15 protein-coding genes are annotated in these 21,839 nt (G+C 71.8%); 9 read left to right on the top strand and 6 right to left on the bottom strand.

Annotation, left to right across the window (positions count from 1 at the left end):
- Positions 1-41: 41 nt before the first annotated feature.
- The 4 genes from AMO33_RS14165 to AMO33_RS14150 all read left to right on the top strand — a co-directional run bounded on the left by AMO33_RS14165 (position 42) and on the right by AMO33_RS14150 (position 5,742).
- Positions 42-2,360, top strand: coding sequence for an ATP-binding protein (locus tag AMO33_RS14165; protein ID WP_139337509.1), 2,319 nt, complete (start codon positions 42-44; stop codon positions 2,358-2,360).
- A 121-nt stretch (positions 2,361-2,481) separates the two neighbouring features.
- Positions 2,482-3,774, top strand: coding sequence for a styrene monooxygenase/indole monooxygenase family protein (locus AMO33_RS14160; RefSeq protein WP_011207749.1), 1,293 nt, complete (start codon positions 2,482-2,484; stop codon positions 3,772-3,774).
- The gene (locus tag AMO33_RS14155) at positions 3,771-4,286 is read left to right on the top strand and encodes a flavin reductase family protein (RefSeq protein WP_060592906.1); all 516 of its coding nucleotides are present in this window, start codon (positions 3,771-3,773) and stop codon (positions 4,284-4,286) included. The genes AMO33_RS14160 and AMO33_RS14155 overlap by 4 nt, the downstream gene beginning before the upstream one ends.
- Before the next feature lie 16 nt (positions 4,287-4,302).
- Positions 4,303-5,742: an aldehyde dehydrogenase family protein gene (locus AMO33_RS14150; RefSeq protein ID WP_060592905.1), complete on the top strand. Its 1,440-nt coding sequence runs from the start codon at positions 4,303-4,305 to the stop codon at positions 5,740-5,742.
- 75 nt (positions 5,743-5,817) lie between these two features.
- Here AMO33_RS14150 and AMO33_RS14145 read toward each other — a convergent pair whose 3' ends face one another.
- Entirely contained in the window at positions 5,818-6,450 is a 633-nt protein-coding gene (locus AMO33_RS14145) for an MBL fold metallo-hydrolase (RefSeq protein ID WP_060592904.1), read from the bottom strand.
- Complete coding sequence (locus tag AMO33_RS14140; protein ID WP_060592903.1) at positions 6,447-7,532, bottom strand: S-(hydroxymethyl)mycothiol dehydrogenase; 1,086 nt, start codon at positions 7,530-7,532, stop codon at positions 6,447-6,449. Before AMO33_RS14140 ends, AMO33_RS14145 begins: the two co-directional genes overlap by 4 nt.
- Before the next feature lie 148 nt (positions 7,533-7,680).
- Here AMO33_RS14140 and AMO33_RS14135 point away from each other — a divergent pair, with 148 nt between their 5' ends.
- On the top strand, positions 7,681-8,982 hold the full coding sequence (locus tag AMO33_RS14135) for a LuxR C-terminal-related transcriptional regulator (protein ID WP_060592902.1): 1,302 nt from the start codon (positions 7,681-7,683) through the stop codon (positions 8,980-8,982).
- Here the strand turns inward: AMO33_RS14135 and hutC are convergent.
- Entirely contained in the window at positions 8,979-9,734 is a 756-nt protein-coding gene (hutC, locus tag AMO33_RS14130; protein WP_060592901.1) for a histidine utilization repressor, read from the bottom strand. The two genes, AMO33_RS14135 and hutC, sit on opposite strands and share 4 nt — an antisense overlap.
- Positions 9,735-9,795: 61 nt before the next feature.
- A complete protein-coding gene (locus AMO33_RS14125) occupies positions 9,796-13,200 on the bottom strand; it encodes an NAD-glutamate dehydrogenase (RefSeq protein ID WP_060592900.1) in 3,405 nt (1,134 codons plus the stop codon).
- A gap of 192 nt (positions 13,201-13,392) precedes the next feature.
- On the opposite strand from AMO33_RS14125, the gene hutU reads away from it, so the two are divergent.
- Complete coding sequence (hutU, locus tag AMO33_RS14120; RefSeq protein WP_060592899.1) at positions 13,393-15,066, top strand: urocanate hydratase; 1,674 nt, start codon at positions 13,393-13,395, stop codon at positions 15,064-15,066.
- 253 nt (positions 15,067-15,319) lie between these two features.
- Here the strand turns inward: hutU and hutH are convergent, their stop codons facing one another.
- Positions 15,320-16,894, bottom strand: a complete 1,575-nt coding sequence (gene hutH / locus AMO33_RS14115; RefSeq protein ID WP_170916127.1) for a histidine ammonia-lyase — start codon at positions 16,892-16,894, stop codon at positions 15,320-15,322.
- Positions 16,891-18,366, bottom strand: a complete 1,476-nt coding sequence (locus tag AMO33_RS14110; protein WP_060592898.1) for an amino acid permease — start codon at positions 18,364-18,366, stop codon at positions 16,891-16,893. Before AMO33_RS14110 ends, hutH begins: the two co-directional genes overlap by 4 nt.
- Before the next feature lie 262 nt (positions 18,367-18,628).
- On the opposite strand from AMO33_RS14110, the gene AMO33_RS14105 reads away from it, so the two are divergent.
- The 3 genes from AMO33_RS14105 to AMO33_RS14095 are packed head-to-tail and all read left to right on the top strand — an operon-like array spanning position 18,629 to position 21,653.
- The gene (locus AMO33_RS14105; RefSeq protein ID WP_060592897.1) at positions 18,629-19,792 is read left to right on the top strand and encodes an acyl-CoA dehydrogenase family protein; all 1,164 of its coding nucleotides are present in this window, start codon (positions 18,629-18,631) and stop codon (positions 19,790-19,792) included.
- 11 nt (positions 19,793-19,803) lie between these two features.
- Positions 19,804-20,946 carry a CaiB/BaiF CoA transferase family protein gene (locus tag AMO33_RS14100; protein ID WP_011207761.1) on the top strand — a complete coding sequence of 381 codons (1,143 nt, stop codon included), beginning with the start codon at positions 19,804-19,806 and terminating at the stop codon, positions 20,944-20,946.
- 41 nt (positions 20,947-20,987) lie between these two features.
- Positions 20,988-21,653: an IclR family transcriptional regulator gene (locus AMO33_RS14095; RefSeq protein ID WP_060593489.1), complete on the top strand. Its 666-nt coding sequence runs from the start codon at positions 20,988-20,990 to the stop codon at positions 21,651-21,653.
- The last annotated feature ends 186 nt before the right edge of the window (positions 21,654-21,839 follow it).

Below are 21,839 nucleotides of genomic sequence, written 5' to 3'. Positions count from 1 at the left end.
GACCTACACTGCCACTACCCTCACCGACGCGGGAGTTCGAGATGAGCGCAGGCGCGGGGCAGTTGCCCGCCCGGATGACCAGCTTCATCGGCCGCGACGACGAGCTGACGGCGGTCCGGGATGCGCTGGCGCGGTTCCGGCTGGTGTCGTTGGTGGGTCCCGGCGGCGTGGGCAAGACGCGGCTGGGGATCGAGGCGGCGCGCCCGCTGGCCGCCGAGGTTCCCGGTGGGGCGTGGTTCGTGCCGCTGGCCCATCTGACCGACCCGGCCGACGTCGCCCAGGCCGTCGCGAGCGCGCTGGGGGCGAAGTTCTCCTCCCCCGACGTGGTCGATCATCTGATCGCCGCGCTGGCCGACCGCGAGATCCTGATCGTGCTGGACAATTGCGAGCACGTGGTCTCCGGTTGCCAGGTCTTCGTCGGCCGGGTGCTGCGCGCGGCCCCCGGGGTGCGGTTCCTGGTGACGAGCAGGCAGGCACTGGGCATCACCGGCGAGCGGGTGCTGGCGGTGCGGACCTTGGGGGCGCCCGCGTCGGGCACGGTGCTGCGGGTCGAGGACGCCGCCGCGTATCCGGCGATCCGGCTGCTCGACGAGCGCGCGGGCGCCGTGAGCGCACACCACCGGATCACCGAGGAGAACGTCGAACTCGCGGCCCAGCTCGTCCGGCGGCTGGACGGCCTGCCGCTGGCCATCGAACTGGCCGCCGCGCGGCTGCGTTCGCTGTCGCTCGCCGAGCTGCTGGCGCGGATCACCGATCGGTTCCGCGTGCTCGCCGGCGGCGACCCGACCGACCTGCCACAGCATCGCACCCTGTGGGCGCTGGTGGAGTGGAGTCACGGGCTGTGCCTGCCGGAGGAACAGCAGCTGTGGGCACGGATGTCGGTCTTCGTCGGCAGTGCCGACCTGGCCGCCGTGGAGGCGGTCTGCGCGGACGACGACGCGGTCGAGGTGGTGAACGCGCTGGACGGCCTGGTGGCCAAGTCGATCCTGGTCACCGAGACGACGCCGTGCGGCCTGCGGTACCGGATGCTGGAATCGATTGCCGAGTACGGCAGGCACCGACTGCGCGAGTCCGGTGCCGAGGAGCAACTGCGCCGCAGGCACCGCGAGCACTACCGCCGGGTGGCCGAACAGGTCGGCACCGCCTTCTGGGGTCCCGACCAGGCCCGGATGCTGGCCTGCCTCACCACCGAACTGCCCAACTTCGCCGCCGCCTTCGACTCCTTCCTCGGCGACGAGGACGAGCGGGCACGTCGGCACGCGCTCACCCTGGCCGCGCGGCTTCGCATCCTGTGGGTGATGGGCGGGCACCTCCAGGAGGGCAGACGCAGGCTCGACCGCGCGTTGGCCGCGCATCCGGCGGCCTGTGCCGAACGAGTCGAGGCGCTGTGGTCGTGCGCGTGGGTGGCGCTGCTGCAGGGTGATCACCAGGGCGCCCGCGAGCGGTTGGCCGAGTGCGGCGCGCTCGACGCCGTGGCCGGCCCGCACACCCGCAGTTTCGTCGCGACCTGGCAGGGGTCGCTCGCGCTGTTCGGCGGCGACCTCGAGACCGCCGCCGCACGCTTCTCCGAGGCGGCCGCGGGCCACCGCGCGGACGGCTCGGTGGAGGGCCTGCTGATGTCGCTGTTCCAGCTCGCCCTCACCCGCACCCTGCTCGGTGACCACGCCGAGGCCGCGCGGTGTTGTGCCGAGGCGATGACCGCCGGTACCACCACCGGGGACCGGTGGGCCCGCGGCTACGCGCTGTGGGTGCGCGCCCACCTGGCGGTCGCCGAGGACCGCGTCGACGAGGCGATCACCGCCGCGGCGCAGAGCCTGGAGTCGAGCTTGCCGCTGGACAACCACATCGCCGTGGTGCTGGTGCTCGAGGTGCTGGCCACCGCCTCGGTGGCGGCGGCGCGTCATCGCGAGGGTGCCACCCTGCTCGGCATCGCCGATGCGTTCTGGCGTCGCATCGGTACCGCGCTGTCCGCGTTCGGTCCACAGCTCGCCCGCGCGCACGAGGACGCCGCCCACCGGGCCGTGGCCGCGTTGGGCGCGGACGCCTTCGACGAGGCCTACCGCGAGGGTGCCGGCTTCGGCGACGAACAGGTGCGGGCATACCTCGCCGCCCTCACCCGCACCCACGGCACCGAGCGCGACCGATCGGCCACGCCGACCGGCGCGCACGCGCTGACCCGCCGGGAACGGCAGGTCGCCGCGCTGGTCGGCAAGGGACTCAGCAACCGTGACATCGCCGGCGAGCTGGTGCTGTCCCATCGCACCGTCGAGGGGCACGTCGAGCACGTGCTGGCCAAGTTGGGCTTCCGCTCGCGCACCGAAATCGCCGTCTGGGCGGCCACCCGCGACCTCGACGCCTGACCCGTGGCGAAAACCGCGTGGTGGAACCACGTGGTTCCCCCGGTCCGCGATCATGATCTGCGTCACATCCTTGGATGCGGTCGCGGCTGCCGCCGCGCCGCACAGCGACAAGGAGGTAGACGTGCGTTCCATCGCCATCATCGGTGCCGGCCAGGGCGGGTTGCAGCTCGCGTTCGGGCTGCTGCGAGACGGCTACGACGTCACGGTGTATTCCGAGCGGACGCCGGAGCAGATCGCCTGCAGCCGATTCCCGTCCAGCGCGGGCATCTTCGCTCATGCGCTCGATCACGAGCGCGCTCTCGACATCTGCTTCTGGGACGGCGAGCGCCCGCTCATCGACCACACCTTCGCCACGGTCACCGATCCCGAGGGCACGGTGGCCATCCAGTTCCAGGCCCGTTTCGCCAAGCACGGTCAGTCGGTCGACCAGCGGCTGAAGTTCAGCACCTGGCTGGAGGCATTCGCCGACCGCGGCGGCAAAGTCGTGTACGGCGCCGTCGACCCGGATCGCCTCGACGACATCGCCGCCATCCACGACCTCACCGTCGTGGCCGCGGGCAAGGGCGACATCGCGCGGATCTTCCCGCTCGACCGCACCCGGACCGTCCATGACCGGCCACAGCGCTCCATCGGCCTGATCGCCCTCGTCGGCACCGAGCACCCCGACTCCGACGGGGTCTGCTACAACATCCGCCCCGGAGTCGGCGAGGCCTTCGGCATCCCGATGCTCACGGCGGCGGGCCCGGGGGTCGCCTGGGTGATGGAAGCGCTGCCGGGCGGACCGATGGACCGGTGGGCTCAGGCCACGACCGCCCAGGAGATGCTCGACCTCACCCGCCGCACGTTCGCCGACTTCTTCCCGTGGGAGTCGGCCCGCTACGCCGACGCCGAGATCAGCGACCCCAACGGCTGGCTGTGCGGGGCGGTACCGCCGCTGGTGCGCGAGCCGATCGCGACGCTGCCCTCGGGACGCAAGGTGCTCGGCATGGCCGATGTCGTGGTGCTCAACGACCCGGCCTGTGGCCAGGGCGCCAACAACGCCAGTCACCATGCCGCCGTAGTGCACCGGATGATCCTCGACCAGGGGTCCGGGCCGTTCGACGATCGGTGGATGCGCGCGACCTTCGACCAGGCGTGGGAGCGAGCCGAGTACGCGACGAACTTCACCAACGCGATGCTCGCCTTCAACACTCCCGGTGCGGCGCCGCCCGCGCACGCGGTCGACCTGCTCACCACCGCCGCCCGGGTGCCGGAGGTGGCCAACCGGTTCTGCAACGCCTTCAGCGATCCCACCGACCTGCGCAACTACTTCTTCGACCCAGAACTCACCGCGCGTTTCCTGGCCGAGGCGACCGCACGCCACGAGCTGCGGATGCGGCGTCGCCATGACGGGGTCGTGGGGGCGCCGGCATGACCACCGTCGAACCGCGCCCGCTGCTGCCGGCCGACGACCTGCGCGCCTACCGCCGCTCGCTCGGTTGCTTCCCGACCGGCATCACCGTGATGACCGCCGCGCACGCGGGCGTCCGAGTCGGGGTCACCGCGAACTCGTTCGCCTCGGTCTCCCTGGAGCCGCCGCTGGTGCTGTGGGCGTTGCGCACCGACTCGCCGAGCTTGCCGGTGTTCCGCGATTCCGGGCACTTCGCCGTGAACGTGCTGGCCTGGCACCAGGAGGAACTCTCCCGCCGCTTCGCGACTCCGGCCGAGGACAAATTCGCCGGGCTCGACGTCGGCGAAGGTCTGGGCGGAGCCCCGCTGCTCGGCGGGTGCGCGGCGCGTTTCGAGACCAGGATCGCGCACCGGATCACCAGCGGCGACCACGTCCTGCTGGTGGGTGAGGTGGTGCGCTACAACAACTTCCATCGCGAGCCGTTGATCTTCCTGCGTGGCGATCATCGCTGGCTCGGTCAGCCGCTCGTCGACTGACCGCGAGAGGACCATCATGCGAAACCAGCTCTTCATCGACGGCGAGTGGCGCCCGGGCCGGGCGGGTACCTTCGCCACCGTCGACCCGGCGACCGGCAAGGTCATCACCGACGTGGCCCAGGCGAGTACCGCCGACGTCGACGACGCGGTCGCGGCCGCGGCCCGCGCCTACACCGCACCGTCGTGGGCGGCGATGCTGCCCGCCACCCGTGCCCGCCTGTTGAACCGGCTCGCCGACCTGGTGGAAGCCCACGCCGACGAACTCGCCCTGCTCGAGACCACCGATCAGGGGCAACCCCTGGGGGTGGCCGCGGGCATCTCGGTACCCAACGCCGTCGAGCACCTGCGCTACTACGCCGGCTGGGCGACCAAGATCACCGGGATCACCGCGCCGTTGTCGATCCCGGATGTCGACTACCGGACGCGGCGCGAACCGCTCGGCGTCTGCGCGCTCATCACGCCGTGGAACTTCCCGCTCACCATTCTCACCTGGAAGTTGGCGCCCGCCCTGGCCGCGGGCAACACCGTGGTCGTCAAACCCGCGGAGCAGACGCCGCTGAGCACGCTGCGCCTGGCCGAACTGGCCGCCGAGGCCGGCTTTCCGCCCGGCGTGATCAACGTCGTGCCCGGCGGGCCGGACACCGGCCGGGCGCTGGTGGCGCATCCCGGTATCGCCAAGATCTCGTTCACCGGCTCGACCGAGGTGGGCCGGGAGATCGGCGCCGCGGCGGGACGCGCGCTCACCCGGGTCTCGCTGGAACTGGGTGGCAAGACGCCGAGCATCGTCACCGCCGACGCCGACATCGACGCCGCAGTGCGGGGCAACATCGCCGGCGGGACGCTCAATTCCGGCCAGGTCTGCGCCGCCTACTCCCGGATCTATGTCGACCGGCGGCGCGAGGCGGAGTTCGTCGACAAGCTCGTCGCGGCGGCCCGCGCGATCAAGGTCGGGCCAGGCCGTGCCGCGGACACCCAGATGGGGCCGCTCGTCTCGGCCGAACATCTCGACCGGGTGCACACCCTGGTGCGCACCGGGGTGGCCGAGGGCGCCGAACTCGTCACCGGCGGTGCGCGGGCCGAGGGCGACCTCGCCGACGGCTACTTCTACGAGCCGACCGTGTTCACCGGGGTGCGCCAGGACATGCGGATCGCCCGCGAGGAGATCTTCGGCCCGGTGCTGTCGGTGCTGTCCTACGACGATCCCGAGGAGATCGCCGGGCAGGCCAACGACTCCGACTTCGGGCTGGCCGCGGTCGTGTGGTCGCGCGATCTCGCCACCGCCAACCGGCTGGCGGCAGCGGTGCGTGCCGGCACCGTCTACCTGAACCTGCCGCCCATGCTCGATGCGGCGGCGGCCTGGGGCGGCATGAAGGCCTCCGGCATCGGGCGCGAGATGGGCTGGGAGGCGATCGCCGCCTACACCGAGGTCAAGAGTATCTGGACCGCGTTGGCCTGACAGCGCACCGCGACGCCCCCGGCGCACCGAACCACCTGGTGCGCCGGGGGCCTTGTCGTATCGGCAGCCGTCGGATCAGTAGCCGCGGGCGATCCACTCGGCCAGGTGCGGCGCCTCGGTGCCCACCGTGGTGGCGTCGCCGTGACCGGTGTGCACGCGGGTCTCCTCCGGCAGGGTCAGCACGCGGTCCCGGATCGAATCGATGATCGTGGGGAAATCCGAGAACGAGCGCCCGGTGGCGCCGGGGCCGCCGGCGAACAGGGTGTCGCCGGAGAACAGCGCACCCGCTTCCGGCAGGTACAGGCAGACCGAGCCGGGGGAGTGGCCGGGGGTGTGGATGACCTGGATGTCGGTGCCCGCCACGGCGATCCGCTGGTCGTCGGCGAGCGAACTGTACGACCGGCCCGGGTGGGTCAGCTGCCACAGCGGCTCGTCGCCGGGATGCAGCAGCAGCGGCGCGTCGAGGTCGGCCGACAGCTGCGGCGCGTGCGTGACGTGGTCGTTGTGGCCGTGCGTGCACACGATCGCGACCACGTTCCGTCCGCCGATACCGGCGAGGATGGGCGCCGCCTCGTGCGCGGCGTCCACCACGACGACCTCGTCGTCGTCGCCGATCAGCCACACGTTGTTGTCCACGTTCCAGGAGCCGCCGTCGAGTTCGAAGACCCCGGAGGTGACCACCCGGTCGATGCGCAACGCGCCACTCACAGGATCACCACCGAGCGCAGCACCTCGCCGGCGTGCATGGTGTGGAAGGCCTTCTCGACGTCCTCGAGCCCGATCCGTTCGGTGACGAACTTCTCCAGCGGCAGCCGCCCCTGCAGGTACAGGTCCACCAGGTAGGGGAAGTCGCGCTCGGGCAGGCAGTCGCCGTACCAGGACGACTTGAGCGCACCGCCGCGGGAGAAGAAGTCGATCAGCGGCATCTCCAGGCGCATGTCCGGGGTGGGGACGCCGACCAGCACCACGGTGCCCGCCAGGTCGCGGGCGTAGAAGGCCTGCTTCCAGGTCTCCGGACGGCCCACCGCGTCGATCACCACGTCGGCGCCGAATCCGCCGGTGAGGTCCTGGATCGCCGCGACCGCGTCGACCTGGCTCGCGTCCACGGTGTGTGTGGCGCCGAGGTCGGTGGCCCAGGCCAGCTTTCGCGGGTCGCGGTCGACGGCGATGATGGTGGCGGCGCCGGCCAGGCGCGCACCGGCGATGGCCGCGTCACCGACGCCGCCGCAGCCGATCACCGCGACGCTGTCGCCGCGGCTCACCCCGCCGGTGTTGACCGCCGCGCCGAGCCCGGCCATCACACCGCAGCCCAGCAGCCCGGCCACGGCCGGGTCGGCGGCGGGGTCGACCTTGGTGCACTGCCCGGCGTGCACGAGGGTCTTCTCGGCGAAGGCGCCGATGCCCAGGGCGGGGGTGAGTTCGGTGCCGTCGAGCAGGGTCATCTTCTGCTCGGCGTTGAAGGTGTCGAAACAGTACTGCGGCCGTCCGCGCCGACAGGCCCGGCAGTGCCCGCACACCGCCCGCCAGTTGAGCACGACGAAGTCGCCGGGCTGCACGGAATCCACACCGGGACCGACGGATTCGACCGTGCCCGCGGCCTCGTGGCCGAGCAGGAAGGGGAACTCGTCGTTGATGCCGCCCTCGCGGTAGGTCAGGTCGGTGTGGCAGACCCCGCACGCCGCGACGGCGACGACGACCTCACCCGGCCCGGGATCCGGGATGACGATGTCGGTGATCTCCACCGGCGCGCCCGTGGACCTGGCGATGACGCCGCGTACCTGCTGTGGCATGGGTGTTCGTACCTCCGAGACGTAGCGGATCCATGCGCGTTCGCGCATAGCCACCCACGACGCTACTGCCGCCCGCCCCGATCGCGACCTGGTCGGAAGGCGGGCATCGGCTCGACCTTCGGCTAGTCCCGGTCGCTAGACTCCGGCCATGACCCGATCAGCGCACCCGGCGTGCGACCACGCGCGCGACCAGCTGGCGGCGGTGCGCGCGGTGATCGAGGGGCCGCTCGGCGAGATCGCCCGCAGGCTCTCCCGGCACCTGGCCGAGGGCTGGCCGCACCGGGCCCTGGTGGTGTTCACCCGCGAGTGCACCGGCCGACCGCGCAAGGTGGCCGGCCCGCCGGACCTGGTCGACGTGGTGACCATCGACGAGCTCGACGCCCTGAAAGACACTGTGCCACCCGGTGGCTGGGCGAGCACCGTCGGGCGGTTCGCGGGCGCGCCGCGCCCGCTGTGGCTGGTGCGCGACGCCATCGGCACGTTGCTGGTGCTGGTGCCGCGCGCGGAGCGGGAACTGCCGAGCCCGCACCAGCTGGCGGCGATCTTCGGCCTGGTCGCGGTGTCCATCCGGCAGCAGGTGACCCAGGCCGGGCCGGACTACCTGGCCGAGTCGCGCGCCGCCTCCAGCGAACGCGCCCGCGCCACCGCCGAACTCACCGCCGCGCACGAGGCGGCGCTGGCCGGGATCCTGGCCACCCTGCGCGCCCCGAACCTCGACGACGGCCGGGCCCGCGGCATCGCCGCCGCCGCCGCGTCGGAGGCGCTGCTCGCCGTGCGCGCGGCCCAGTCGGCCGACCGCAACCTGGCCGAGGAGTCACCGGCGGCGGCTTTCGCCCGGCTGCGGGAGGAGATCGTGCCGTTGCTGCGCGACCGCGACCTGGCGGTGGAGTTCGTCGCGCCGCCGCCGACCAGCAGGCCGATCCCCGGCGAGGTGGCCTCCGGCGCCAGAGCGATGGCGCACGCGGTGGTGCTCGCCTTCCTCAACCGGTGCGGCTCCCGGCTGCGCATCGCCTGGGAGTGCGACGACGACGCCCTGGTCATGGACCTCCGCGACCAGGGGGAGGGCCTCGACGACCTGGACGGGCTGCGCAGGCGCCTGCACGGGCGGGTCGCCGCCCTGGCCGCGCGCGCCGATTACGAGTCGGTGCCGGGCTGGGGCTCGCGGGTCACCGTCCGGATCCCGCTCGAGCCGCCCGCGGCGCCGGGCGATCAGAGCCTGCTCGCCGGTCTCAACCGGCGCCAGCGCGAAGTCCTCGCGCTGGTCTGCGCGGGCATGCGCAACAAGGCCATCGCGCGCGAGCTCGGGCTGGCCGAGAGCACGGTGAAGTTCCACGTGGCGGGCGTGTTGAAGAAGCTGGGTGTGGCCACCCGGGGTGAGGCCGCGGCGCTCGGGCTGCGGGCGGCGGCCGCCGGGAGCCGCCCCGCCGTGGCGGTCGCCGAGAGCGGCTAGCTGGGTCCGAAGCTGCCTTCCAGCCTGCTGCGCGAGCCGGGATGGATCAGCCGGGCCGCGCTCACCAGTCCGGTCGCCGACCAGGTGCGGCGCCGGATCAGCAGGCACGGCTCCGAGCGCGGGACACCGAGCAGGCGGCACTCCTCCGGCGCGGCGAGCACCGCCTCGACCACGTGCTCGCCGCGTTCCAGCGGCGCGACCGCGCTGAGATAGGTGTTGGGGGTGGTCGTGGTGAAATCCTGCTCGAGGTAGTGCGGCGCCTCGGCCGGGTTGACATAGCGGTCCTCCACCTGGATCGGCACATCGTCCTCGAAATGCACGATCAGCGAATGGAAGACGTTGCCGCCCAAGGCGTCCCCGAGCACCGGATGCCCGATCTCGGCGTGCTCGGACCGCACGAACACCACTTCGGTGCGGTGCCGGTGGCCGCGCTGCTGGATCTCGTCGGCGATGTTCTTCACCTCGAACAGCGGCGAGGCCGCCTTGGTGGGGGCGACGAAGGTGCCCACCCCCATCACCCGGTTCAGCACGCCCTCGGCGGTGAGGTCGCGCAGCGCGCGGTTGATCGTCATCCTGGACAGCCCCAGCGCGCTGACGAGCTGGTTCTCCGAGGGGATCTGGTCGCCCGCACGCCACCGGCCGCCCTTGATCTGCGAGACGATGAGCTGCTTGACGCGCTCGTACGCGGCGAACTCGCTCCCCAGTGCGTCGTACACCGCGGCCAGTTCCGCGTCGACTACTTCGATCGCCACACCGACATCCGTTCCCTTGTCTCACCGGGCTGCTGTGCCACGGGCTGCGCGCCGAGGTGAATCATCGCGCCAGCGCCCGAAGCTGGCGCGTCGCCACCGACAACGCCGCCAGATCCCGGTCGCCCGATTCCGAGATTGCCTCGAGGATACGTTGCGTGCGGTCGAGCTTGGCCGCACAGCGCTGCGCCCAGTCGTCGATCACGCGTTCGGCGGACTCGCCGGGCTCGCCGTCGGTGAGCACGTCCCGGCACAGTGCCCGGATGGTGTCGTAGAGCTCGTCGCGCAGGGCCACCCGTGCCAGCGCGTTCCACTTGGTGCCGCGCTCGAGCCGCGAGACCGCCATCAGCTGCGGCACCACGCCCAGCCGTTCGCCGAGCAGGTAGTACACCGGCGCCACCGCCGCCGCCGGGCGCCCGGTGGCCGCGGCGACCTCGATGATGTCGAGCAGGGCGAAGCGGTCCAGCAGCAGCGCCACCCGCTCGGCCAGCTCCGCGGGCACCCCGCGATCGGTCAACGCGGCGGTGCGGGTGCGCAGCGCGGCGGCGTCGCGGCCGGACAGCCACCCGGCCACCCGCGGGGTGAGTTCGGCGATCCCGCCGCGGAACCGCGCGATCTCCTCGGCCACCGCCAGCGGCTGCGGGCGTTGGGTCAGCATCCAGCGCGCGGCGCGGTCGAGCAGGCGGCGGCTGAGCACGATCAGCTCGTCGGTGAGGTCCGCGCTCAGTCCCGCGCCGCGGATGTCGCGCCACAGTCCGGGCAGGTCGAACACCGCGGTGACGACCGCGAACGCGCGCACGGCGTCGGCGTTGTCGGCGCCGGACTCCTCGGTGAGCCGGTAGGCGTAGGTGATGCCGCCGTTGTCCACCACGTCGTTGGTCAGCACCGTCGCCACGATCTCGCGGCGCAGCGGATGCGCGGCGATCGCCTCGGCGTACTCGGCGCGCAGGCGCTGCGGGAAGTAGCCGGCCAGGTGCTCGGCGAAGGCCGGGTCGTCGGGCAGCGGACCGGCCAGCAGATCGGCCCGCAGGGCGAGCTTGACGTGCGCGAGCAGCGTAGCGAGCTCCGGTGAGGTGAGGCCATGCCCGGCGCGGCGGCGCGCGGCGATCTCCTGCTTCGACGGCAGCACCTCCAGGTCGCGGTCGAGGCCGTACTCGCGCTCGAGGTGGTCGATGAGCCGGCCGTGCACGGCCAGCGAGGCGACCGCGCGGGCGCGGGCGGTACCCATCAGCTGGTTCTGGGACTCGTTGTCGGCCAACACCAGCCGGCAGACCTCGGCGGCCATCTCGGCCAGCAGCGCGTTGCGTTCGGCGGTGCTCAGCCGTCCGGCGCCCACCAGCCCGTCGAGCAGGATCTTGATGTTGACCTCGTGGTCGGAGCAGTCCACCCCGGCCGAGTTGTCGAGGGCATCGGTGTTGATCCGGCCGCCCGCGCGGGCGTATTCGATACGGCCGCGCTGGGTGAAGCCGAGATTGCCGCCCTCGCCGACCACCCGGGCGCGCACCTCGGCGCCGTCGACGCGGACCGCGTCGTTGTTCTTGTCGCCGACGTCCAGCGCCGTCTCGGTGGCCGCCTTGACGTAGGTGCCGATGCCGCCGTTCCACAGCAGATCCACCGGCGCGCGGAGAATGGCCCGGATCAGTTCCGGCGGGGTCAGCCTGGTCACCTCGGCGGGCAGGCCGAGCGCCGCGCGCGCCTGCGGGCTGATCGGCACCGATTTCACCGTCCGCTCCCACACCCCGCCGCCCGCGCTGATCAGCTCGGGCGAGTAGTCCGCCCACGACGAGCGGGGCGTGTCGAACAGGCGCGCGCGTTCGGCGTAGGAGGTGGCCGCGTCGGGGTCGGGGTCGAGGAAGATGTGGCGGTGGTCGAAGGCCGCGACCAGTCGGATGTGCCTGCTGGCCAGCATCCCGTTGCCGAACACGTCACCGCTCATGTCGCCGATGCCGACCACGGTGAAGTCGTCGTGCCGCGGGTCGAGACCCAGTTCGCGGAAGTGCCGCTTCACGCTCTCCCAGGCGCCGCGGGCGGTGATGCCCAGCGCCTTGTGGTCGTAGCCGACCGAGCCGCCGGAGGCGAAGGCGTCGCCGAGCCAGAAGCCGTGCGCGGCGGCCACCTCGTTGGCGATGTCGGAGAACGCCGCGGTGCCCTTGTCGGCGGCGACCACGAGGTAGGTGTCGTCGCCGTCGTGGCGACGCACCCGTGCGGGCGGCCGCACGGCGCCGGTCGCGCGGTCCACCGAGTCGGTGATGTCGAGCAGCCCGCCGATGAAGGTGCGGTAGCAGCGCACCCCTTCGGCGCGGTGGGCCTCGCGGTCGGCGGCGGGGTCGCCGGTGCTCGCGGGCGGGCGCTTGACCACGAATCCGCCCTTGGCGCCCGCGGGCACGATGACGGCGTTCTTCACCGCCTGGGCCTTGGCCAGGCCGAGCACTTCGGTGCGGAAGTCCTCCTTGCGGTCCGACCACCGCAACCCGCCGCGGGCCACCGCACCGAAGCGCATGTGCACCCCCTCCACGCGGGGCGAGTACACGTAGATCTCGAAGTGCGGGCGCGGCAGCGGCAGTTCCGGAATCCGGCGCGGGTCGAATTTCAGTGCCAGGCAGTCGGGTTCGTGGCCGGGACCGCCGAGGTAGTGATTGGTCCGCAGCGTCGCCAGGACGGCGCCGAGGTAGCCGCGCAGGATGCGGTCGGTGTCGAGTCCCGGCACCTCGGCGATGGTGCGCTCGAGCCGCTCGCGCAGTGCGTCGGCGTCACCCGCGGTGCCGTCGGGGTCGAAGCGGGCTTCGAACAGCCGCACCAGCGCGCGGGTCGGGCCCGGGTGTGCGCCGAGCACGGTGGCGATGTGGTCGGCGCTGTAGGGGAAGCCGCCCTGGCGCAGATAGTTGGCGTAGGCGCGCAGCACGGTGACCTGGCGGTGGTCCAGGCCCGCCCGGGCGACCAGCTCGTTGAAACGGTCGGCCTCGGCGCGGCCGTGCCAGATCGCGGCGCAGGTGTCGGTGCAGCGGCGTGCGAAGTCGGCCTCGTCCAGCGGCTCGGCCGGCACGTGGTCGGGGTAGCGCAGGGTGAACCGGTACAGGCGGCAGTCGATTCCGGCGGCGGTGGTCAGGCGGTAGGGCCGCTCGTCGAGAACGTGCACGCCCAGGCTCTGCAGGATCGGCATCACCTCGCTCAGCGAGGCGGCCCGCCCGGCGACATACAGGGTGAGCCGCCACTCGCCGGCGGTGCCGGGCAGCCGTTCCATGCGCAGATCGACCGCGCCGTCGTCGAGCGCTTCGAGCCGTCCGAGGTCGGCGAGGGCCCGCTCGGGGGAGGTGTCGCGCTTATAGCCTTCGGGTATGACCGCGCTGTAGTGCCCGCTCAGCGCGGGTGCGATCGGGGTGTTGCGGAGGCGGTCGTCCCAGTCGCCGTCGACGCGCCGCCGCGGTCGCGACGCCGCATCCGGAACCGAAGAAGTTGCCGTCATGTCCACTACCTTCCAGCGGAAATGTCACCGTTTCCGCGCCGGGGCGCGGCCGGGCGCAGGTCGCGGGCGGCCAGGGGTGGTCGCACACGAGGGCGCGCTGCGCCGGTCGCTTGACAGTTGCTTGTATATACAGGACTATACACCTAACTCCGGTTTCTCGTGACCCGGCGCACATTTTCCGATTCCGAGGAGAGAACAATGACGAACGCATCCACCCCGCCCGGCCCGCGCCCCGTGCGCGCCGCCCGCGGAACCGAACTGAGCGCGCTGGGCTGGCAGCAGGAAGGCGCGCTGCGGATGCTGATGAACAACCTCGACCCCGAAGTGGCCGAACGGCCCGACGATCTGGTGGTCTACGGCGGCACCGGCCGGGCGGCGCGCAGCTGGGAGGCGTTCGACGCGATCGTGCGCACCCTGAAGACGCTGAAGAACGACGAGACCCTGCTCGTGCAGTCCGGCAAGCCGGTCGGTGTCTTCCGCACCCACGAGTGGGCGCCGCGCGTGCTGCTGGCCAACTCGAACCTGGTGGGCGACTGGGCCAACTGGGAGGAGTTCCGCAAGCTCGAGCAGCTCGGCCTCATCATGTACGGCCAGATGACCGCAGGCTCGTGGATCTACATCGGCAGTCAGGGCATCCTGCAGGGCACCTACGAGACCTTCGGCGCGGTCGCGCGCAAGCGTTTCGGCGGCACGCTGGCCGGCACCATCACCCTGACCGCGGGCCTGGGCGGCATGGGCGGCGCGCAGCCGCTGGCGGTGACCATGAACGAGGGCGTGGCGATCTGCGTGGAATGCGACCCCGCGCGCATCGACCGCCGCATCGCGCACGGCTACCTCGACACCAGGGCCGACACCGTCGAGGAGGCGCTGAAGCTGGCGCTCGCGGCCCGTGACGAGCGCAAGCCGCTCTCGATCGGCCTGCTCGGTAACGCCGCCGAGATCTTCCCCCAGCTGCTGGCGATGGACGCCCCGATCGACATCGTCACCGACCAGACCTCCGCGCACGATCCGTTGTCCTACCTGCCGGTGGGCGTCGCGCTCGCGGACTGGCACACCATGGCCGAGAAGGACCCCGCCTGGTTCACCGAGGCCGCGCAGGCCTCGATGGCCAAGCACGTCGAGGCGATGGTCGGCTTCCTGGACAAGGGCGCGGAGGTGTTCGACTACGGCAACTCCATCCGCGACGAGGCACGCAAGGGCGGCTACGAGCGCGCCTTCGCGTTCCCCGGCTTCGTGCCCGCCTACATCCGCCCGCTGTTCGAGGAGGGCCTCGGCCCGTTCCGCTGGGCCGCGCTGTCGGGCGATCCGAAGGACATCGCCGCCACCGACCGCGCGATCCTCGAGCTGTTCCCCGAGAACGAGCACCTGAAGCGGTGGATCACCATGGCGGGGGAGAAGGTGAAGTTCGAGGGGCTGCCCGCGCGTATCTGCTGGCTCGGCTACGGCGAACGCCACCGTGCCGGCCTGAAGTTCAACGAGATGGTGGCCTCCGGTGAACTGTCCGCGCCGGTCGCCATCGGCCGCGACCACCTCGACTCCGGTTCGGTGGCCTCGCCCTACCGCGAGACCGAGGCGATGGCCGACGGCTCCGACGCCATCGCCGACTGGCCGCTGCTCAACGCCCTGGTCAACACCGCCTCCGGCGCGTCGTGGGTGTCCATCCACCACGGCGGCGGTGTCGGCATGGGCCGCTCCATCCACGCCGGCCAGGTGTGCATCGCCGACGGCACCGAACTGGCCGCCCAGAAGCTCGAGCGCGTGCTGACCAACGACCCCGGCATGGGCGTCATCCGGCACGTGGACGCGGGCTACGACCACGCGGCCGAGGTCGCCCGGGAGCGCGGCGTGCGCATCCCGATGCAGGAAGGCTGATCGGCCCGACCGGTCCACGACCCCGGAGCTGCGTGAGGGGCAGCTCCGGGGTCGTCTGCGTTGCGGGAAGCCTTGGTATTCACCGGGATTCCGCGACCGCTGTCCGGACGGCCGGTGCCAGGATCGCGACGGCGTCGGTCCGAGGAACGGGGATACGACGATGCCCCCCGCCCGGCGCGGGGCGGGGATACGACAATGCCCCCGCCCGGGTCGGGGCGGGGGCATCGTCGTGGTGCTCAGCCGGTGGCCGTGCTCAATCCAGCGGGCCGACCACCGATTCCGCGCCCGCGACGAGGGCGCCGGAGGCGGCCAGCCGGACCGCCGCCTCGATCTCGGGGGCCAGGTGGCGATCGGTGCCGGGGCCCTCGACGTGTTCGCGCAGCACCGCGCGAACGGCGGCGGTGGCGGGGGCGGGGGACAGCGGCGCGCGCAGGTCCAGGGCGCGTGCGGCGGTCAGCGCCTCGACGGCCAGTACGCGGGTGAGGCCGTCGAGGGCCCGGCGCAGCTTGCGGGCCGCCGACCATCCCATCGAGACGTGATCCTCCTGCATCGCCGAGGACGGGATGGAGTCCACGCTGGCGGGGACGGCCAGCCGCTTGAGCTCGGAGACGATCGCGGCCTGGGTGTACTGGGCGATCATGTGCCCGCTGTCCACGCCGGGGTCGTCGGCCAGGAAGGGCGGCAGGCCGTGGCTGCGCGCCTTGTCCAGGAAACGGTCGGTGCGGCGTTCGCTGATGCTCGCCACGTCGGCGACCACGATGGCGAGGAAGTCCAGCACGTAGGCCACCGGGGCGCCGTGGAAGTTGCCGTTGGATTCCACCCGCCCGTCCAGCGTCACCACCGGGTTGTCCACCGCGGCGGCCAGCTCCCACTGCGCGACCCGTTCGGCGTGCGCGAGGGTGTCCCTGGCGCCGCCGGCGACCTGCGGCGCGCAGCGCAGCGAGTAGGCGTCCTGCACCACGGTGCAGTCCGGGGTGGCGTGGCTGGCCACGATGGGTGAGTCCGCGAGCAGCCGGGACATGTTCGACGCCGCCGCGGCCTGGCCGGGGTGCGGGCGCAGCGCCTGCAGGTCGGCGGCGAACACCTTGTCGGTGCCCATCAGCGCTTCCACGCTCATCGCCGCGGTCACGTCGGCCAGCTGTAGCAACCGGCGCAGATCGTGGCAGGCCAGCACCAGCATGCCGAGCATGCCGTCGGTGCCGTTGATCAGCGCCAAGCCCTCCTTCTCGGCCAGCTCGACCGGCTCGATGCCGGCCTCGGCCAGCGCCTGGGCCGCGGGCCGGAGTTCGCCGTGGGCATCGCGCACGGTGCCCTCGCCGAGCACGGCCAGCGCCACGTGCGCCAGCGGCGCGAGGTCGCCCGAGCAGCCGAGGCTGCCGTACTCGTGCACCACCGGGGTGATCCCGGCCGAGAGCAGTTCCGCGTAGGTCCGGGCCACCTCGGGGCGCACGCCGGTGCGGCCGGTGGCCAGGGTGGACAGCCGCAGCAGCATCAGCGCGCGCACCACCTCGCGTTCGACCTCGGGGCCCGAGCCCGCCGCGTGCGAGCGCACCAGACTGCGCTGCAACTGCTTGCGGAGCTCGAGCGGGATATGGCGCACCGCCAGCGCGCCGAACCCGGTCGAGACACCGTAGACGGGCTTCGGGTCGGCGGCCAGCGCCTCGATGCGCTTGCGACTGTCGGCCATCGCGGCCACGGCCTCGTCGGACAGCCGCACCGGCGCCCCGTCCCTGGCCACCCGCACCACGTCCGCGGGCGTCACCGGTCCGGTGCCCACCACGACGGGTTCGGCGGTGACCGATGCCTTGCGCTCGGCGTCGATGCTCACAGGTTCTTCTCCATTTCGATTCGAGGGGTCGGGGTCGTCAGTGCCGGGTCGGCCGGGTCGGCCGGGTCGGCCGGGTCGGTTCCGGGACCGGCCACGGGTGCCGCATCGGTTGCGGCGGGGGTGGGCCGCACCCACCGGCGATAGGCCAGCCACAGCAGGGCAAGCCACACCGCGCCCACCACCAGCGCCACCCGGCTGTCGGCGTCGAAGGCGATCATCGCCACGACGAACACCAGGAACGCGATGGTGATCAGCTGCCCGTAGGGCCAGAACGGCACCGGGAAGCGCAGCGCCGCGGTCTCCTCGGCGCTCATCCGCCGCCGGGAGCGGTAGTGCGCGAGCAGGATCATCAGCCAGACGAAGATGGTCGCGAAGGTGGCGATGGAGGCGATGATCAGGAAGACCTTGTCCGGGATCAGGTAGTTCAGCAGCACGCCGACCAGCAGCGTGACCGTCATGATCACCACCGTCATCCACGGCACGCCGTTGCGGGAGACCTGGCGCATCACCGCGGGCGCCTGGCCGCGCTGGGCCATGCCGTACATCATCCGCCCCGCACCGAAGATGTCGCTGTTGATCGCCGAGAGTGCCGCGGTGATCACCACGATGTTGAGCACGGTGGCGGCCGGGCCGATACCGAGGGCCTGGAAGATCTGCACGAACGGGCTGCCCTCGGAGCCGATGCTCTGCCAGGGGTTGATCGCCATGATCACCGCCAGGGTGAGCACGTAGAACAGCATGATCCGCACCGGGACGGTGTTGATCGCGCGCGGGATGGTGCGCTCGGGCCGCTCGGCCTCGCCCGCGGTGATGCCGATGATCTCGGTGCCGCCGAAGGCGAACATCACGATCGCGAAGCAGGTGAGGAAGCCGCCGATGCCGGTGGCGAAGAAGCCGCCCTCGGCCCACAGGTGGGTGAGCCCGGCGTCGGTGTCGTGCATGCCGAAGCCGAAGATCAGGATCGCGACGCCGCCGACGATCATCGCCAGGATCGCGACGATCTTGACCAGGCTGAACCAGAACTCGACCTCGCCGAACACCCTGACGTGCAGCAGGTTGACCGCGCCGATGAACAGGATGATCGACAGCACCCAGATCCAGCGCGGCACGTCCGGGAACCAGAAGCCCATGTAGACGCCGAAGGCGGTGACGTCGGCCAGGCAGACGATCACCATCTCGAAGGTGTAGGTCCACCCGGTCATGAATCCGGCCAGCGGGCCGAGGTGCTTGCTGGCGTACTCGCCGAACGAGCCGGAGACCGGATTGCTCACCGCCATCTCGCCCAGCGAGCGCAGCACGATGTAGATCGCGGCGCCGCCGATCAGGTAGGCCAGCAGGACCGCGGGTCCGGCGCGGTGGATGGCCTCGGCCGATCCGTAGAACAGGCCGGTGCCGATGGCCGACCCGAGGGCGATGAATCGGATGTGCCGGGCCGTGAGGCCCCGTGTCAGCACGTCGGCGGTCTGGTTCAAACCAATCTCCCGGGTTTCGGAGGACGGAAACGGGGTCGATGCGTTCCGGGTATCGATGTGCGTCCGGTCACATCGAGGTACATGTATAAGCCTGTCTATACAGAAATGTCAATGCCCACCTCGGCCGGACCCGATCGATCACTCTGCGGTTCGCCCGTGGTTCTGGACAAATTCTGCGATCCACGCCATAGTCGGTCTTGCCGTCTGGCGAAATACTTATTCCGTCTGATGAAATTCTCGTCCTATCCCGAGGAGCGTTCCCGTGTCCGTCCCGGTTCTCGACCACGACCTAGATCTGACCGAATTCCGCAGCAGCGTAAGAGCTTTCGCGGAGGCCGAGATCCTGCCCGGTGCCGCCGAGCGCGACGCCTCGGCGCGGTTCCCCGCCGACCTGGTGCGCAGGCTCGCCGACCAGGACCTGATGGGCATCTCGGTGCCCACCGAATACGGCGGGCTCGGCCTGTCCACCCGCGCGCAGCTGGTCGCCATCGAGGAGGTCGCCCGCGCCGACGCCGCCCTCGCCTCGATCTACACCGCCCACTACCTCGGCCTCGAACCGATCCTGGTCGGCGGCACCGACGAGCAGCGGGCGCGCCGGCTGCCCGCGCTTGCCGCCGGTGAACAGCTGGCCGGGTTCGCCCTCACCGAGCCGGACGCCGGGTCCGACATCGCGTCCATGCGCACGGTGGCCCGCTGCGCCGCGGACGGCTGGCACCTCTCCGGCGCCAAGACCTTCATCTCCAACGCCCGCGAGGCCGACCTTGTGGTGCTGTTCGCCAAGACCGATCCCGACGCCGGGTTCCGCGGCATCACCGCCTTCGCGGTCCCGAAGGGCACGCCGGGCATCACCTACTCCGAGCCGCAGGACAAGCTGGGCATCCGCTCGGCGCCGACCTACACCGTCTACCTCGACGACGTGGTCCTGCCGCACGACGCGGTGATCGGCACCGAGGGCCGCGGCGGCAACATCGCGCTCACCGCCCTCAACCGCGCCCGCATCGATGTCGCCGCGATGGCCAACGGCATCGCGTTGCGCGCCTGGGAGCTGGGCCGCCGGTACGCGGTCGAGCGCAAGCAGTTCGGGCATCCGATCGCGGAGTTCCAGGCCATCCAGCTGCTGCTCGGCGCGTGCGACGCCGAACTCGTCGCCGCCCGGGTGACCGCCGACTGGGCGGCCGATGTCAAGGACGCCGGGCAGGACCTGCGCCGGGCCGCCTCGATCTCGAAGTACACCGCCACCGAGGCCTGCTTCGCGATCGTCGACCGGGTGGTGCAGATCCACGGCGGCGCGGGGTTCATGCGCGAATCCGAGATCGAACGCCTCTACCGGGACTGCCGCATCCTGCGCATCTTCGAGGGCACCTCGCAGATCCAGCTGTTGACCATCGCGGGCAACGCCCCGTCGATCCGGTCCTACGACTACTGAGAGGCCGACCCGTGAACGCCCTACCTCCGCTCGACGGCGTGCGCGTCGTCGACCTGTCCCGGGTGCTGGCCGGGCCGTACTGCACCGCGCTGCTCGCCGACGCGGGCGCCGACGTGGTGAAGATCGAGACCAAGGCCGGTGAGGACGCCCGTCACCTCGGGCCGTTCCGTGACGGCGAGAGCCTGTACTTCACCGTGCTCAACCGCGGCAAACGCTCGGTCGCGCTCGACCTCAAGGACCCGGCCGACCGGGACGCGCTGCTGGAGCTGATCGCCGGGGCCGATGTGGTGGTCGAGAACTTCCGGCCCGGTGTCACCACCCGCCTCGGCATCGACTACGCCGCCGCGCGGGCGCGCAACCCGCGCCTCGTCTACGCCTCCATCTCCGGCTTCGGCCAGCAGGGGCCGATGTCCGGCGCCGCCGCCTACGACCTGGTCGTGCAGGCGTTGTCGGGGATCATGAGCATCACCGGCTCGCCCGAATCCGGCCCGACCCGCCTGGGCGAATCGTTCGGCGACCTGATCGCCGGGCTGTTCGCCGCGTGGGGGATCAGCACCGCGCTGCTGGCCGCCCGCACCACCGGGCAGGGCCAGCACTTGGACGTGGCGATGTTCGACAGCATGCTCGCCATGTTGCCCACCGCGCACAGCCAGTTGCAGGCCACCGGCGCCGCGCCGGGCCGGGTGGGCAACCGGCACCCGGTGTCCACTCCGTTCGACACCTACCGCGCCGACGACGGACTGTTCGTGCTCGCCGTCGCCAGCCAGTCCGGTTTCGAGAAGCTGGCCCGCACCCTCGGCCGTGGCGACCTGATCACCGATCCGCGCTTCGCCGACGACACCGCCCGCACCGTCAACGAGCCGGTGCTGCGCAAGGAGATCGAGAACTGGGCGGCGGGCCGCACGGTCGCCCAGGTCGTGGCGATCCTGACCGCCGCGGGCCTGGCGGCCTCACCGGTGTGGGACGTGGCGCAGGCGCTGGACTCCGAGCAGGCGCGCAGCCGCGGGGTGGTGCAGTCCTTCGAGCATCCCGTGGCGGGCACCGTAAGCTACGTCCGGCAGCCTGTCGTCTTCGGCGGCAGCGCCCGTCCGCCGGTGCGGCGCAGTCCGCTGCTCGACGAGCACCACGAGGAGGTCCTCGCGGAATTCGGCTAGCTTCCGGCACACCTTGCTCCCGGTACATGGAGGAACACCCGATGGCCCCCGGCGACGTGACCCGCAGCGTGAGCCGGACCTTCGAGTTGCTCGGGGCCATCATCGAGCACGGCGGGCTCACCCTCGCCGACGCCGCCAAGGCCACCGAACTCGCGCCGAGCACCGCGCTGCGGCTGATCCGCAGCCTGGAGCAGACCGAGTTCGTGCTGCGCGGCGAGGACAACGTCTACCGGGTGGGCCCGCGGCTGCTGCAGATCGGCGCACGCGCCATCGCCGACCACCAGTTGGTGCTGCGTGCCCGTCCCGCGATGGCGGCCATCGCCGAGACCACCCGGGAGTCGACCTACCTGTCGGCGCCCGGCCCGCGGGGCACCGCGCTCTACATCGACCAGATCCAGGGCACCTACGCCATCCGGCACATGGGCTGGGTGGGGCAGACCGTGCCGCTGGTGGGCACCGCGGTGGGCGCGGCGCTGCTCGGTGAGGTCGGCCCGCAGGGCTACGCCGTCGCCCACGACACCATCGAGGAGCATTCGACCGGTGTCGCCGCGCCCATCCACGACGCCATCGGCCGCGTCGCCGGCGCGTTGAGCGTCGTCGGACCGACCTTCCGCCTCGACGACGAGACCTGCGCCCGGCACGGCCGGGTCCTGGTCGAACACTGCGCCCGGCTCTCGGCCGAGCTGGGCCGCACGACCCCCGACTGATCACCTTTCGCGCGCCACCGGACCCGGGGAACTCCGGGAAACCACTCCGAACCGCTTGACAGCCTGTCTATACAGGCATATACATATCTCCGGTGTGGCGTGATCCAACACACAGCGCGCGTCGTCGTGTGCGACGCCGCGATCACCGCGCCGCACATGCACTCGCCGCAGAAAGTCAGGCCAGCC

Origin of the sequence: Nocardia farcinica (assembly GCF_001182745.1) — a bacterium.
Lineage (GTDB): Bacteria > Actinomycetota > Actinomycetes > Mycobacteriales > Mycobacteriaceae > Nocardia > Nocardia farcinica.
The sequence above is the reverse complement of the archived record's forward strand: the minus strand, read 5'-3'. Positions and strand labels throughout refer to the sequence as shown.

Bases quoted from the DNA above. Each gene is read 5' to 3' on its own strand.
- AMO33_RS14165 (WP_139337509.1), top strand. From the start codon at position 42: ATGAGCGCAGGCGCGGGGCAGTTGCCCGCCCGGATGACCAGCTTCATC.
- AMO33_RS14155 (WP_060592906.1), top strand. From the start codon at position 3,771: ATGACCACCGTCGAACCGCGCCCGCTGCTGCCGGCCGACGACCTGCGC.
- AMO33_RS14150 (WP_060592905.1), top strand. From the start codon at position 4,303: ATGCGAAACCAGCTCTTCATCGACGGCGAGTGGCGCCCGGGCCGGGCG.
- AMO33_RS14140 (WP_060592903.1), bottom strand. From the start codon at position 7,532: ATGCCACAGCAGGTACGCGGCGTCATCGCCAGGTCCACGGGCGCGCCG.
- AMO33_RS14135 (WP_060592902.1), top strand. From the start codon at position 7,681: ATGACCCGATCAGCGCACCCGGCGTGCGACCACGCGCGCGACCAGCTG.
- hutU (WP_060592899.1), top strand. From the start codon at position 13,393: ATGACGAACGCATCCACCCCGCCCGGCCCGCGCCCCGTGCGCGCCGCC.
- AMO33_RS14095 (WP_060593489.1), top strand. From the start codon at position 20,988: ATGGCCCCCGGCGACGTGACCCGCAGCGTGAGCCGGACCTTCGAGTTG.